This window comes from Polynucleobacter necessarius (assembly GCF_900096755.1).
Taxonomy (GTDB): domain Bacteria; phylum Pseudomonadota; class Gammaproteobacteria; order Burkholderiales; family Burkholderiaceae; genus Polynucleobacter; species Polynucleobacter necessarius_K.
The window spans coordinates 292223-305139 of sequence record NZ_LT615227.1 but is presented as its reverse complement, the minus strand read 5'-3'; the positions used below and the strand labels follow the sequence as shown (position 1 = coordinate 305139).

Genomic DNA, 12917 nt, shown 5'->3' with positions numbered 1-12917 from the left:
ATCAAACTAAGCCGAAAGAACTACTTCATCTTCCGTAAAGCAGGCCTTCCAGGTCGCATAGAAAGAGCAGTGCATCACAGTTAAACCCGCCATCGAGATGGGGGCGATGATGAAAGAGGCCGCCTGCCCTAAATCCATTGCATCAAAAATCATTCCTACTGTCAGCGGAACGGCAATCAGAATTGCGCTCCAGATGGCTAGATATAGAAAGAAAGCTCCCTTGTTGGTCCAGCATGCCAGGCAGCTGGAGAAGAGTGCTTGAGGTGCTGACATGTCAGTCCACGCAATCAGGATTGGCGAGAACCACATTAACATAGCCACTGGCACATACAGTATGGCGCCAAAGAATAGAACTAAATACACTTGGCGAAGTGTTTCAGGGGTAATGGTTTTGTCGCTTGTCATCAGCGGAAGAAGTAATTCAAAATCTACTAGCAGACTTAAGATAAAACTTAAGAGCAAAATCATTGCCGTATACACTAAGCCCAATTGCAGAATTCTTTTGCGCACAATGGCGCCAGATTGCAATGCCACCAAATACACCATAGGTTTGATACGTTCTTTTTGGATGGCCTGGCGACAGGCGGTCATAAAACCAACCGCTAAAGTTGGTGTAAGTAGTAGAACTACAAAAACACCGATCACCGGAATAATTACCGCTAGTTGCGCAGCAAATACATACATAAAGACCAGCATTAGAAAACCAATAGGATTCTGCTTAAATAGCCAGATACCTTGTCTTATCCAGGTATAGCCCTCATTAGGTTTTACAGAATTCAGTTTCATAGGCAGCGGCGACTCAAAAGAATTCGCTCAAAGTGCGTAGGATCATGAGGTGTGAGCATTTGCGCATCGCGTGGCAAGTAAAAGTCCCACAATCTGGATACCCAGAAGCGTAAGGCGGCAGCACGCAGCATGAGCGGCCAGCTAGCTTGTTCTTCTTTGGTGAGTGGACGCACCGCTTGGTATGCCTTCATGAATGCATCTAAACGTTCGGGGTCTAAATCCTGTTTGTTATCGGCAAGACACCAATCATTTGCAGTGACTGCGACATCAAATAACCACTTATCTGTGCCGGCGAAGTAGAAATCAAAGAAGCCGCCTAGATGATCTTGGGATGGATCGGCAGAGCCTTTAGGATCAAACAAAACATTATCGCGAAATAAGTCGCAATGACTTGCCCCTTGCGGAAGGGCATCATAGTTGCTGGATGCAAAGAATGCCTCTTGTGTCGCTAGCTCATGAGTGAGCAACTCTTTTTGTGATGTATTTAAGTGTGACAACACTGAAGGAATTGTTTTTTGCCACCAAGCAAGACTACGAAGATTTTCTTGGGCCTTAGAAAAGTCTTTGCCAGCTAAGTGCATCTTCGCCAGCATTTCACCAACCAGTGCGCAATGATTAGTTTCGGGCTGCAGTCTGGAAAGCCCTGGCAGCTTGGTCACAATGGCGGCTGGCTTGCCTTTCAGGGCAAAGAGAATTTCCCCTTGCTTGTTCTCAAGCGGCTTGGGAACGGGAATGCCTTTGTTGGCTAGGTGGCGCATCAACTCTAGGTAGAACGGGAGTTGCTCAGCAGACAATCTTTCAAAGATAGTTAAAACATATTCCTGCTTCTTGCCATCTTTGGTGGTATCTAAGAAAAAGTTTGAGTTCTCAATGCCGCCATGAATGCCACGTATTTCAGTGGCTTGGCCAATATCAAAGTCTTGAGAAATCCAATTGGAAATATCTGCAAGTTCGATCGGAGTAAATACAGCCATAAACCAGGGTGCGTAAATTATTTAAAAGGAATGCTGATGCTTGGCACGCTAATCAAATCTGTTCCTTTTGGCGGTCCAGGCATTACGGATGTAGGCGGCGCCATCTCGTAACTTGTATAGGGAGTTTTTACGTCTGCTTGCGTTGGTGCATTGACATCTCTGTACTCGGTAACTGTAGTGCCATTCTTATCTTTATATTGATAGTTTGGCTTGCGTGTCTCAGGTGCGCTCACCGCGCCAGAGGCGCTCACCACAGGGGCAAGCGGTTGATTATTGATGCGGTTTAATTCTGATGGGCTTAATGCTTGGCTGTTATTCTGGGCTTGGGCTGAAGTTGCTCCAAAAAGACCAAAAACCACCAAAATGCTCATAAGAGCTAGGCTTTGGCCCATTGAGCGATTAATCGAGTTCATTAAAGAATGCATTTTTTCACCTTTTTAAGCCTACTCTCGGGCGGTTCCTTAACCACAGACCTGTAGGCAATTCACAACTAGATTGTACGATTGCGGTATGACTAAACATAGACTCTTGTTGGTAGACGGTTCTAGCTACCTCTATCGCGCCTTCCACGCCATGCCAGACCTCAGAAATGGGGCTGGAGAGCCCACTGGGGCTATTTATGGCATGGTCAATATGATGCGCCGGGCTAGGTCAGAGCTGAAGGCTGACCATATAGCCTGTGTTTTTGATGCCAAAGGCAAGACTTTCCGTGATGAGATGTACTCAGAGTACAAAGCCCATCGCTCCCCGATGCCGGAAGATTTGGTTAAGCAGATTGAGCCAATCCATGCAATGGTCCGGGCATTAGGCTGGCCGGTATTAATGGTTTCGGGTGTTGAGGCTGATGACGTCATTGGCACTTTAGCTTGTCAAGCCACTCAAGCGGGTTGGGAAACAATCATCTCTACAGGCGACAAAGATTTAGCGCAATTAGTAAATCCTTCCGTCACCCTAATCAATACGATGACAAATGAGAAGTTAGATATTGAGGGTGTGAAAGAAAAATTTGGCGTTCCCCCTGAGTTGATTGTGGATTATTTATCGATCATTGGTGATACCGTCGATAACGTACCAGGCGTTCCAAAGGCCGGACCAAAAACCGCAAATAAGTGGTTAGTTGAATTTGGCAACCTCGATAACTTGATGGCCAATGCCGATCAAGTAAAAGGTGTGGTTGGTGAAAACTTACGCGCTACTCTGCCTTGGCTTCCGCAAGCACGCCAGCTCATTACAGTAAAAACGGATTGTGATTTATCGCCACATTTGCCAGGCTTAGATGACCTGCATGCTAAGCCAGAGGATGCGCCTTTGCTGCGCGAGTTATTTGATCGCTACGCATTTAAGACTTGGTTGCGCGATGTTGAGAAGCAGCTCACAAGCCCTGAAAATAAAGGCTCTGAGGTGGCAAGCTTTGATTTGGCGGGCACCCCAATTGCTTCTGCAGAAAATAGTGTGGAGACGGAAAAAAAGACTCGCACCATTGCTAGTTCGCCCACAAAAGATTTATCGCAAGAGATGCGAGATTCACAAGATGCGATTGAGCGTCATTACGAATGTGTGGTCGATGAAGCGGGCTTAGAGAAGTGGTTAAAGAAGATTGAATCTTCTTCACTGACAGCCGTTGATACTGAAACTACGAGTTTGGATGCACTCGCTGCAGAGTTGGTTGGTATTTCTTTATCTGTTAAACCAGGTGAGGCTTGTTATATTCCGGTTGCACATCGCAATGGTGAGGCACAACTTGATCGTGATTTAGTTCTTGCTCGCATGAAGCCCTGGTTGGAAAGTGCGACATATTTAAAGGTGGGACAAAACTTAAAGTACGACGCTCACATATTTGCAAACTATGACATCACCCTAAAAGGGGTCGCGTTTGATACCTTGCTTGAGTCTTATGTGCTCGAGTCGCATCTTCCGCACAATATGGATAGCTTGGCAGAGCGCCACCTAGGTATGAAAACTATCCGCTATGAAGAGGTGTGTGGCAAAGGAGTTCATCAGATTGGTTTTGATCAGGTTGATCTCAAAATCGCGACAGACTATGCGGCTGAAGATGCTGACATTACCTTGCGCCTTCATTTGGAGTTATGGCCGCAGATCCAGGAGAATCCAGGGCTGCTGTATATCTATGAAAAAGTAGAAATGCCTGCCATGCGCGTGCTTGGGATTATGGAGCGCAATGGCATTCGGATTGATTCCGCGCTGCTTGTAAAACAAGGGCAGCAGGTAGGCAAGCGCCTTTTGGAGCTTGAGGGTGAGATTCATAAGCTTGCAGGCCAGCCTTTTAATATTCAGTCGCCAAAGCAGATTGCGGAAATTCTATTTGGCCAGCTTGAACTTCCGGTGATTAAAAAGACGCCGTCGGGAGCGCCATCGACCGACGAAGAAGTGTTGCAGAAGCTAGCTGAGGACTATCCATTGCCAGCGCGCATCCTGGACTACCGCGGTTTGGCAAAACTGATGTCGACCTATATTGAGAAGCTCCCGCGTATGGCAGACCCTAAGACTGGGCGCGTGCATACGAACTTCTCGCAAGCAACTGCAGTGACGGGTCGTCTGGCATCAAGCGATCCCAATATTCAAAACATTCCTGTCCGCACAGAAGAGGGTCGTCGTATTCGGGAGGCTTTTATTCCGGCCGAAGGATGCAAGCTGTTATCAGCCGATTATTCCCAAATCGAATTGCGCATCATGGCGCATATTGCTGAGGATGAAAATTTACTAGCAGCGTTTAGAGGCGGAAAAGATGTGCACCAAGCTACCGCTGCAGAAATCTTTGGCGTTCCCTTGGATGATGTGAACTCAGAGCAACGTCGTTATGCCAAGGTTATTAATTTTGGCCTCATTTATGGCATGAGTGCTTTTGGTTTGGCAGGTAACTTGGGTATCGAGCGCTCTGCAGCACAAAATTACATTGCCAAATACTTTGATCGCTATCCAGGGGTGGCTCAATATATGGAGCGTACCCGTCTTGAGGCCAGAGAGAATGGCTACGTCGAGACTGTTTTTGGTCGACGCCTTTGGCTGCCCGAAATCAAGGGATCTAATGGACCGCGTCGCCAAGGTGCTGAGCGTGCAGCTATTAACGCCCCAATGCAAGGTACTGCCGCAGATTTAATTAAGCTAGCCATGATTGCTGTTGAGGATTGGCTAGAAAAGGAGCAGTTAAAAACCAAAATGCTCCTTCAGGTCCACGATGAGCTGGTATTTGACGTACCCTTGGATGAAATTGAGCTGCTACAGGCAAAGTTACCCGATTTAATGTGCCATGTTGCCGAACTTAAGGTCCCTTTGGCGGTTAGTATTGGGATTGGCGATAATTGGGAAGAAGCTCACTAAGCGGCGCTTAGCGAAGCAATGAAAAAATAGAAACGAGGAGACAAGCCATGGGTAAAGATATTCAAAACGGTCGACGCAATTTTATGAAGACATCTGCGCTAGGTGCAACCGCTATTGGGGTTGGATTTGTGGCTGCATCTGAGCCTGTGATGGCTGCTGCCATTGAAACGGATTTCAAGGGCATTAAAGCGGGCGAGCAAATGATCCCGATTGGCAGCTTTCAGTTGCCAGCATATGTCTCTCGACCAGAAAAGTCGAAGGGTTCTTTACCCATCGTCACTGTTGTCAGTGAAATTTTTGGTGTGCACGAATACATTGCTGACGTGACTAGACGTTTTGCCAAGCTGGGATACCTTGCGATTGCCCCAGAATTCTTTACGCGCGCAGGCGACCCAAATACTTATGGAACGATTGCAGAGATTCAACAAAATATCGTAGCTAAAACTCCAGACGCGCAAGTCTTAAATGATTTGCAGGCTGCTTTGGTATGGGCTGGCAAAAATGATGGCGACCTCAAGAAGGTTGGCGTTACTGGATTCTGCTGGGGTGGCCGTATTACTTGGCTTTCAGCAACCTTGCCGCAAGTGCGTGCAGGCGTAGCTTGGTATGGCCGTCTGATTGGTGAGAAGACAGAAAATAGCCCACGTCATCCTGTAGATATTGCAGCCGACTTAAAGGCGCCGGCGCTTGGTTTGTACGGAGCTGCGGATACTGGAATCTCGCTGGAGAGTATTGATCAAATGCGCGCTGCATTAGCGGCCGCCTCAAAAAATCCTGTAGCTAAGGCTTGTCAATTTGAGGTTTATCCGGATGCGCCACACGCTTTCCACGCAGACTATCGCGCCACCTATCGTGAGGGTCCTGCAAAAGACGGTTGGGAAAAATGCATTGCCTGGTTTAAGAAAAACGGAGCCGCTTGATCTCTATGTCAGTTTTACAAAGCATCCTCTTGGTTACTGCGCTAGCGGGTACCGCTAGCGTATTAGTAGCTGCGAGCTGCTCTTTGGCTATGCTTTCAAAGAYGGTCAACAACATGGTGAGCTTGTCAGTGGGTATCATGCTGGCAACGGCATTACTTCATTCGCTGCCTGAGGCATTTAGCATGGAAGGCGCAAGACCGCAGCTCTTGTTCGCCACTTTGCTTGCCGGCTTGTTGGGTTTTTTCTTGCTGGAGAAGATTGCTTTATTGCGCCACGACCATCATCACGAAGGCGATGGTCATCATCATCATGGCCATGATGCTGAAAATGCTGGCCGTAGCGGCTGGATGATTTTGGTCGGCGATGGTATTCATAATTTTGTAGATGGCATCTTAATTGCTGCTGCTTTTATGGCGGATTACCAAGTCGGCATCTTCACCGCTATCGCTATCATCGCCCATGAGATTCCGCAGGAGATTGGCGATTTCATTGTCTTGCTTAATGCCGGCTTCTCTCGTGCGCGCGCATTGCTTTATAACTTTATCTGCGGCTTGTCAGCAGTAGTAGGTGGCGTGCTTGCCTACTTCTTCCTGGAGCGTGCGCATGCAGCGATGCCTTACTTGTTAGTTATTGCTTCCAGTAGCTTTATCTATATTGCGGTGAGCGATCTCATTCCGCAAATGCACCGACGCCCATACTGGGCGGAGTCTTTACGTCAAACAGTCTTGATTGCTTGCGGCGTAGGATTTGTCATTCTGCTATCCCTGCTGCATTAATAAAGCTTAGAGTTCTACCGGTCTCTTGGTGTCTGCGCACCACTCACTCCAACTTCCAGCATACAGGCGCGAACCTTTAAATCCGGCGAGTTCCATGGCCAGTAAGTTATGACAAGCCGTAACACCTGATCCACATTGATGAATCACTTCAGATGTCTTGATAGGGCCAAGTAATTCTGAAAACTCCTTGAACAATTGTTCTGGGGTTTTGAATGCTGTTGCATTGAGATTATTTTTAAAGAAGCGATTCATCGCGCCAGGAATATGTCCGCCGATGGGATCCAATGTTTCATTTTGACCATGGAAGCGATCTTCTGCGCGCGCATCGAGGATTTTGTTTTTCTGTGTTTGTAGATTGCCAACCACTTCGCCAACTAAGACAAGGCCAGCGTATGGCATCACACCAATATTTTGGGTGCAAGGAGTGGGTGTCCTGGGTGCGCTACCCATTGGGCCATTCCAGGCGCCCAATCCTCCGTCCAGTACGCGAACATTGGCATGCCCCGTGGCTTTCAGCATCCACCATAACCGGCTTGCGTAGACTGATCCTTGTTTGTCATAGGCAACCACGAGGGTATTTGGGTTGATCCCTAGGCGGGCTTTAGTTTGGGCCCAGGCCTCTGGGCTGGGAAGAGGGTGTCGACCGTTGCTGCCAGTCTTTGGCCCGGACAAGTCTTTATCCAGATCAACATAAATTGCGCCTGGGATATGGCTTTCTTCGTAGGATTTTTTGCCAATGAGTGGATCCACTAAATCAAAGCGGCAATCACAGAGCAATACATTCTCACCGCTATTAATGATTTCTTCTAACTGGTTTGCTGAAATTAGAGGAGTCATGGCGCTTCCTATTTTTAGTGATGAGAATGATTAGTGAAAAACGGATGCTTACCTTGATTATGCGCCTTCAAACTTCATCACACGGCGATACCACTCATGAAAATGTTGCATTCCATCTTCCATCGGGCTTTGATACGGACCTACTTCATTGATGCCACGCGCAAACAGTGCTGCACGACCTTGATCTATGCGCTCACCGATTTCATCATCTTCGATGCAGGTTTCCATGTAAGCGGCACGTTCTGCTTCAACAAATTCGCGTTCGAATAAAGCAATTTCTTCTGGGTAGTAGAGCTCCACAATATTGCGGGTTTTGCCGGGCCCCATTGGGTGTAGTGTTGAAACACAGAGAACGCCTGGGTACCATTCCACCATCACATTCGGGTAGTAGGTGAGCCAGATAGCCCCGTGGCGCGGGGCTTTGCCGTCAAACTGACGAAGCACTGCTTCGTGCCAGTTACGGTAAGTTGGTGAGCCTGGGTTTTGTAAGTCTTTATGAATACCTACGGTTTGTACGCTATGCCAATCACCAAATTCCCAGTGTAGGTCCTCACAAGATACAAACTTCCCTAAGCCCGGATGAAATGGCACAACGTGATAGTCCTCGAGATAAACCTCGATGAATGTTTTCCAGTTGTAGTTGCAATCATGTACCTCAACATGATCGAGTACATAACCATCAAACTTCAAGTCATCAGCAACGCCCAGCTTGGCAAGATCGGCACGCACATCGCGTGGGCCTTCAAACAATAGGCCTTGCTAATTTTGTAGGGGTGATTTACCAAGGTTTAAACAAGGCTTATCTTCAAAGTGTGGGGCGCCCAATAAATTGCCACCTAAGTCATAAGGTCCAGCGATGCAATGGGCAAACAATATTGTCGGCTTTGCCGCGACCGTTGAGCATTAATTAATGCTTGACGATGGCGACAAACGTTGGAAAGTAGCTCTACGCCAGATTCATTGCGAACGAGGATGCGACCTTCGATTTCAGCACTTAAAGCTTGATAGGAGCCAACCTCGGGCACCATGAGTTCGTGGCCAACATAGCCAGGCCCCTGCTTAAAAAGCAGTTCAATTTCCCGCTGATACAAGTCAGCGTCAAAATATGCCGAAACCGGCAGTTGTAGATTGGACGGCGCAAGCTTCTGCGCGGTAGCCAGATTAGTCATTCTCCCCACCCCCGAAAACGTCAGCCGAAGCTAAGCGGAATAACCAATCCAACCACATCGACGGATCGATATTGGAAAGGAAGGGGTGGATTATACCCATCCAAAGGGCTTCTCGCTTTAAGATGTAGGGCTATCCGTGTGGGAAATGCGAAGGAAACAAGCTTATGGCAACCAAGAAGTCCGAGAGTCAAAAACCTGGTTTTAGAGGTCCAAATCGACCCTGATCTTCGTTATGAGCAGGCTGTAAAAGAGCTGGAAAAGCTTATTTCTGACATGGAGTCCGGCAAATTTTCCCTGGAGGAAACTTTATTGGCCTATCAAAGAGGTGCAGCCTTGCTAAAACATTGTCAGGGCGTACTCGCACAAGTTGAGCAACAAGTTCGCGTTTTTGAGGCCTAATGTCTAGCGTTTTTCAATTTCAGGAGTGGATCACTTCTCACTCTGAACGAACCGAGCGAGCTTTAGATCGTTTGCTCGATTCTGCGCAGACAACGCCGCATCGTTTGCATGAGGCGATGCGTTATGCGGCGCAAGGTGGTGGCAAGCGTATTCGCCCTCTACTGGTTTACGCAGCTGGTCAGCTTGGCGACAAGACAGACGCAGCTAGAGCTGAGTCATTGGATGCTGCCGCTGTCGCGATCGAATGTATTCATGCTTATTCATTAGTGCACGATGATTTGCCGTGCATGGATGATGATGATTTGCGTCGCGGTCGCCCAACAGTACATAAGGCATATGACGAAGCAACTGCGCTACTGGTTGGTGATGCATTGCAAACTCGAGCCTTTGAAATTCTGGCCAATGCAAGCGGTGATGCGCAGGTACGTCTGAAAATGATTGCAGCATTGGCTGCAGCGTCAGGCTCTCGCGGCATGGCTGGTGGACAGGCAATTGACTTGGAGAGCGTTGGCAAAACCTTGGATTTGTCAGGCTTGCAACAAATGCACGCTATGAAGACTGGCGCCCTGTTGTCATGTGCAGTTGAGCTGGGTGGAATTGCAGCACATCTCAATGCTGCGCAAATGGCGTGTCTCGAGAACTACTCCAAATCATTGGGGTTAGCGTTTCAGATTGTGGATGATGTACTAGACGCTACCGCAGATAGCCAAACCTTGGGCAAGACGCCCGGTAAAGACGCTGCTGCGAATAAGCCAACCTACGTGACCTTGATGGGTTTAGACTATGCGCAGAAGCAGGCAAAAGAATTGCAAGAATTGGCAATTGCTAGCTTAGATAGTTTTGGCGCACAGGCGCAAGCATTAAAAGATTTAGCTCTCTTGGTTGTCAATCGCGGCAAATAAGAAAGACAACGTAGACACGCTAGAGATATTCATTAGTACAGATTATTTAGATTTAATGACTTTACATTCCATCAACTCTCCTGACGATCTCAAAAAACTCTCTCGTGAAGAGCTGCCAGCTTTGGCGGATGAGTTGCGCGAATTTGTTTTGGATTCAGTATCCAAAACAGGTGGGCATCTTTCTTCTAACCTGGGAACAGTAGAGCTATCTATTGCTTCGCATTACGTATTTGATACTCCGGCCGATCGTATCGTCTGGGATGTGGGTCATCAAAGCTATCCACACAAAATATTGACTGGCCGTCGTGAGCGCATGAATACCTTGCGTCAATATAAAGGCCTGTCTGGTTTTCCACATCGCTCTGAGAGTGAATTTGATGCTTTTGGTACTGGCCACTCATCAACTAGTATTTCTGCGGCAATGGGTATGGCACGTGCCTTCCAAACCAAGGGTGAGCGACATGTTGCGGTTGCAGTGATTGGCGATAGCGCCATGACTGGTGGTCAAGCATTTGAGGCGATGAATAACGCAGGTGTCTACGATGACTTGCCGCTAGTTGTGATTTTGAATGACAACGACATGTCAATTTCACCTGCAGTCGGTGCGCTCAATCGCCATCTTGCTAGACTACTTAGCGGCAATATCTACTCTGCTACCAAGAAGGGTATTGATAGCGTTTTATCAATTGCGCCACCATTGCGTGAATTTGCTAAGCGTCTTGAGGATCATGCTAAAGGCATGGTTTCTCCATCAACGATTTTCCAAGAGTTTGGCTTCAATTACTTTGGCCCGATCGATGGCCATGATTTAGATGCACTCATTCCGATGTTGCAAAACGTCCGTCGCTTGGCCTTAGAAGGTCGCGGGCCGCAGTTCCTCCATGTAGTGACTAAAAAAGGTCAGGGCTATGAGTTAGCTGAGGCTGATCCAGTGCTATATCACGGCCCAAGTAAATTTGATCCGCAAGAGGGCGTAAAAAAAGCAGTTGCTAGCAAGAAAACATTTACTCAGGTGTTTGGTGAGTGGTTGTGCGATATGGCGCATGCAGATCCTTTGTTAGTTGGCATTACGCCAGCAATGCGTGAAGGCTCTGGATTAGTTGAGTTTGAAAAGAATTTTCCTAAGCGTTACTACGACGTGGGCATTGCCGAGCAACATGCAGTTACATTTGCTGCAGGCATGGCATGCGAGGGCATGAAGCCAGTTGTAGCGATTTACTCCACCTTCTTGCAGCGTGCTTATGACCAACTGATTCATGATGTGGCATTACAAGATTTGCCAGTGCTGTTTGCATTGGATCGTGCTGGTTTAGTTGGCGCTGATGGCGCTACGCATGCTGGTGCGTATGACATTCCATTCTTACGCTGCGTTCCAAATATGTTGGTAATGACGCCTGCTGATGAAGCGGAGTGCCGCGATTTATTGACAACAGCTTTTCATCAGCCGCATCCAAGTGCTGTTCGCTATCCTCGTGGGGCAGGTGTTGGTGCCATTCCCTCCAAAGAATTGCGCACTTTGCCATTAGGTAAGGGTGAGGTTCGTCGCAAGTCGAATGCGCCTACTGGTCAGCGCGTAGCGATTTTGTCATTTGGCACTTTGCTGTACCCTGCGCTTGAAGTTGCCGAAGGAATTGATGCAACGGTTGTCAATATGCGCTTTGTAAAGCCGCTCGATATTGATTTGATTAAATCCGTAGCGGCTGATCATGATTATTTGGTCACGATTGAAGATGGAGCAATTGCTGGTGGCGCTGGAAGCGCTTGCTTAGAAGTGCTCTCGGCTGCAGGTATTCAGAAGCCCCTATTGCAATTAGGTCTTCCCGATCAATTTATTGAGCATGGTGATTACAACCTCCTGATGACAAAGTGTGGCCTGGATGTAGAGGGCGTCACCAACTCCATCAAACAACGTTTTCCAGCAATATTTGCTAAAAATTCAGTAGCAGCAGGCAAATAAGCCCGTTTTACTTGAAAATAGAGCTATGAATGACATGAACCCTGCCTTTTTGAAGCCTAGCGCGATGCCTGATGCGCAATCCACTTTGGATGAACGCGCCTTGCCAATTGAGCAGGTGGGTATTCGTGGGGTGCGTCATCCACTCACTATTCGCAGTAAGACTGGCAACTTCCCATCAGTTGGTCTTTTTGAAATGGATGTGGCTTTGCCAGCGCACGTTAAGGGAACGCATATGTCGCGTTTCATGGCATTGCTTCAACAACAAGATGTTGCGGTTGATAGCACCACTGTTGTAGCGATGGCGCGCAATATGTTGCCATTGCTAGACGCCAAAGAAGGTCATGTGCAGTTGACTTACACACACTTCGTTAAAAAAGCTGCGCCGGTATCTGGTGTCGAAAGCTTGATGGATTACGAAGTGACCTGGACAGCTACTGCCAAACAAAATACAAGCGGCAATACGGATGTGGAATTAGGTTTGCGTGCTCAAGTTCCAGTGATGAGTTTGTGTCCATGCTCTAAAGAGATCTCTGACTTTGGTGCTCACAATCAACGCTCTCATGTCACGATGTCAGTGGTTCTCGATACAGACACTAAGATGACTGTTGAAGATTTAGTAACGGCAGCAGAGAGTGAAGCATCTAGCGAGTTATGGGGCTTGCTTAAGCGCCCAGATGAAAAGTGGGTTACTGAGCGTTCTTATAGCAATCCTAAGTTCGTAGAGGACTTAGTACGCGATGTGGCCGGCCGCCTTAAGGCTGATGAGCGTATTCGCTCTTTTGTAGTTGACGCTGAAAACTTCGAGTCGATTCACAACCACAGTGCTTTTGCCAGAATCAGTCACACAAAGTAATTGCG

Annotated in this window: 11 protein-coding genes and 1 pseudogene; 7 read left to right on the top strand and 5 right to left on the bottom strand. The window is 47.7% G+C overall.

The genetic code is table 11. From position 1 onward, the window contains the following. Nucleotides 1-6: 6 nt before the first annotated feature. From DXE27_RS01585 to DXE27_RS01575, 3 genes are read right to left on the bottom strand one after another with little or no spacing between them, the layout of a single operon-like run. The gene (locus DXE27_RS01585; protein WP_128112631.1) at nt 7-786 is read right to left on the bottom strand and encodes a BPSS1780 family membrane protein; all 780 of its coding nucleotides are present in this window, start codon (nt 784-786) and stop codon (nt 7-9) included. After that, the gene (locus tag DXE27_RS01580; RefSeq protein WP_128112630.1) at nt 783-1760 is read right to left on the bottom strand and encodes a homoserine kinase; all 978 of its coding nucleotides are present in this window, start codon (nt 1758-1760) and stop codon (nt 783-785) included. The genes DXE27_RS01585 and DXE27_RS01580 overlap by 4 nt, the downstream gene beginning before the upstream one ends. Nucleotides 1761-1777: 17 nt before the next feature. Continuing rightward, the gene (locus DXE27_RS01575; protein WP_231969608.1) at nt 1778-2173 is read right to left on the bottom strand and encodes a hypothetical protein; all 396 of its coding nucleotides are present in this window, start codon (nt 2171-2173) and stop codon (nt 1778-1780) included. A 97-nt stretch (nt 2174-2270) separates the two neighbouring features. On the opposite strand from DXE27_RS01575, the gene polA reads away from it, so the two are divergent. The 3 genes from polA to DXE27_RS01560 are packed head-to-tail and all read left to right on the top strand — an operon-like array spanning nt 2271 to nt 6795. Beyond that, a complete protein-coding gene (gene polA / locus DXE27_RS01570) occupies nt 2271-5099 on the top strand; it encodes a DNA polymerase I (protein WP_128112628.1) in 2829 nt (942 codons plus the stop codon). Nucleotides 5100-5146: 47 nt separating this feature from the next. Then, complete coding sequence (locus DXE27_RS01565; protein WP_128112627.1) at nt 5147-6019, top strand: dienelactone hydrolase family protein; 873 nt, start codon at nt 5147-5149, stop codon at nt 6017-6019. A gap of 5 nt (nt 6020-6024) precedes the next feature. Then, nucleotides 6025-6795 carry a ZIP family metal transporter gene (locus DXE27_RS01560; RefSeq protein WP_128112626.1) on the top strand — a complete coding sequence of 257 codons (771 nt, stop codon included), beginning with the start codon at nt 6025-6027 and terminating at the stop codon, nt 6793-6795. A gap of 6 nt (nt 6796-6801) precedes the next feature. Here DXE27_RS01560 and DXE27_RS01555 read toward each other — a convergent pair whose 3' ends face one another. Together DXE27_RS01555 and DXE27_RS01550 are read right to left on the bottom strand one after the other, a co-directional pair. Further along, entirely contained in the window at nt 6802-7632 is an 831-nt protein-coding gene (locus DXE27_RS01555) for a sulfurtransferase (protein ID WP_128112625.1), read from the bottom strand. Nucleotides 7633-7689: 57 nt separating this feature from the next. Continuing rightward, nucleotides 7690-8801, bottom strand: a pseudogene (locus DXE27_RS01550) (aromatic ring-hydroxylating oxygenase subunit alpha). 138 nt (nt 8802-8939) lie between these two features. On the opposite strand from DXE27_RS01550, the gene xseB reads away from it, so the two are divergent. From xseB to folE2, 4 genes are read left to right on the top strand one after another with little or no spacing between them, the layout of a single operon-like run. After that, complete coding sequence (gene xseB / locus DXE27_RS01545) at nt 8940-9200, top strand: exodeoxyribonuclease VII small subunit (RefSeq protein ID WP_231969607.1); 261 nt, start codon at nt 8940-8942, stop codon at nt 9198-9200. Beyond that, nucleotides 9200-10102, top strand: coding sequence for a polyprenyl synthetase family protein (locus tag DXE27_RS01540; RefSeq protein WP_128112624.1), 903 nt, complete (start codon nt 9200-9202; stop codon nt 10100-10102). Before xseB ends, DXE27_RS01540 begins: the two co-directional genes overlap by 1 nt. A 55-nt stretch (nt 10103-10157) precedes the next feature. Next, a complete protein-coding gene (gene dxs, locus DXE27_RS01535; protein WP_128113674.1) occupies nt 10158-12059 on the top strand; it encodes a 1-deoxy-D-xylulose-5-phosphate synthase in 1902 nt (633 codons plus the stop codon). Between the two features lie 25 nt (nt 12060-12084). Then, the gene (gene folE2, locus DXE27_RS01530; RefSeq protein ID WP_128112623.1) at nt 12085-12912 is read left to right on the top strand and encodes a GTP cyclohydrolase FolE2; all 828 of its coding nucleotides are present in this window, start codon (nt 12085-12087) and stop codon (nt 12910-12912) included. Nucleotides 12913-12917: the final 5 nt, after the last annotated feature.

Coding starts and splice junctions, on each gene's coding strand:
- DXE27_RS01575 (WP_231969608.1), bottom strand. CDS start 2,173: ATGAACTCGATTAATCGCTCAATGGGCCAAAGCCTAGCTCTTATGAGC.
- DXE27_RS01565 (WP_128112627.1), top strand. CDS start 5,147: ATGGGTAAAGATATTCAAAACGGTCGACGCAATTTTATGAAGACATCT.
- folE2 (WP_128112623.1), top strand. CDS start 12,085: ATGAATGACATGAACCCTGCCTTTTTGAAGCCTAGCGCGATGCCTGAT.
- DXE27_RS01585 (WP_128112631.1), bottom strand. CDS start 786: ATGAAACTGAATTCTGTAAAACCTAATGAGGGCTATACCTGGATAAGA.
- polA (WP_128112628.1), top strand. CDS start 2,271: ATGACTAAACATAGACTCTTGTTGGTAGACGGTTCTAGCTACCTCTAT.
- DXE27_RS01555 (WP_128112625.1), bottom strand. CDS start 7,632: ATGACTCCTCTAATTTCAGCAAACCAGTTAGAAGAAATCATTAATAGC.
- DXE27_RS01540 (WP_128112624.1), top strand. CDS start 9,200: ATGTCTAGCGTTTTTCAATTTCAGGAGTGGATCACTTCTCACTCTGAA.
- DXE27_RS01580 (WP_128112630.1), bottom strand. CDS start 1,760: ATGGCTGTATTTACTCCGATCGAACTTGCAGATATTTCCAATTGGATT.
- dxs (WP_128113674.1), top strand. CDS start 10,158: ATGACTTTACATTCCATCAACTCTCCTGACGATCTCAAAAAACTCTCT.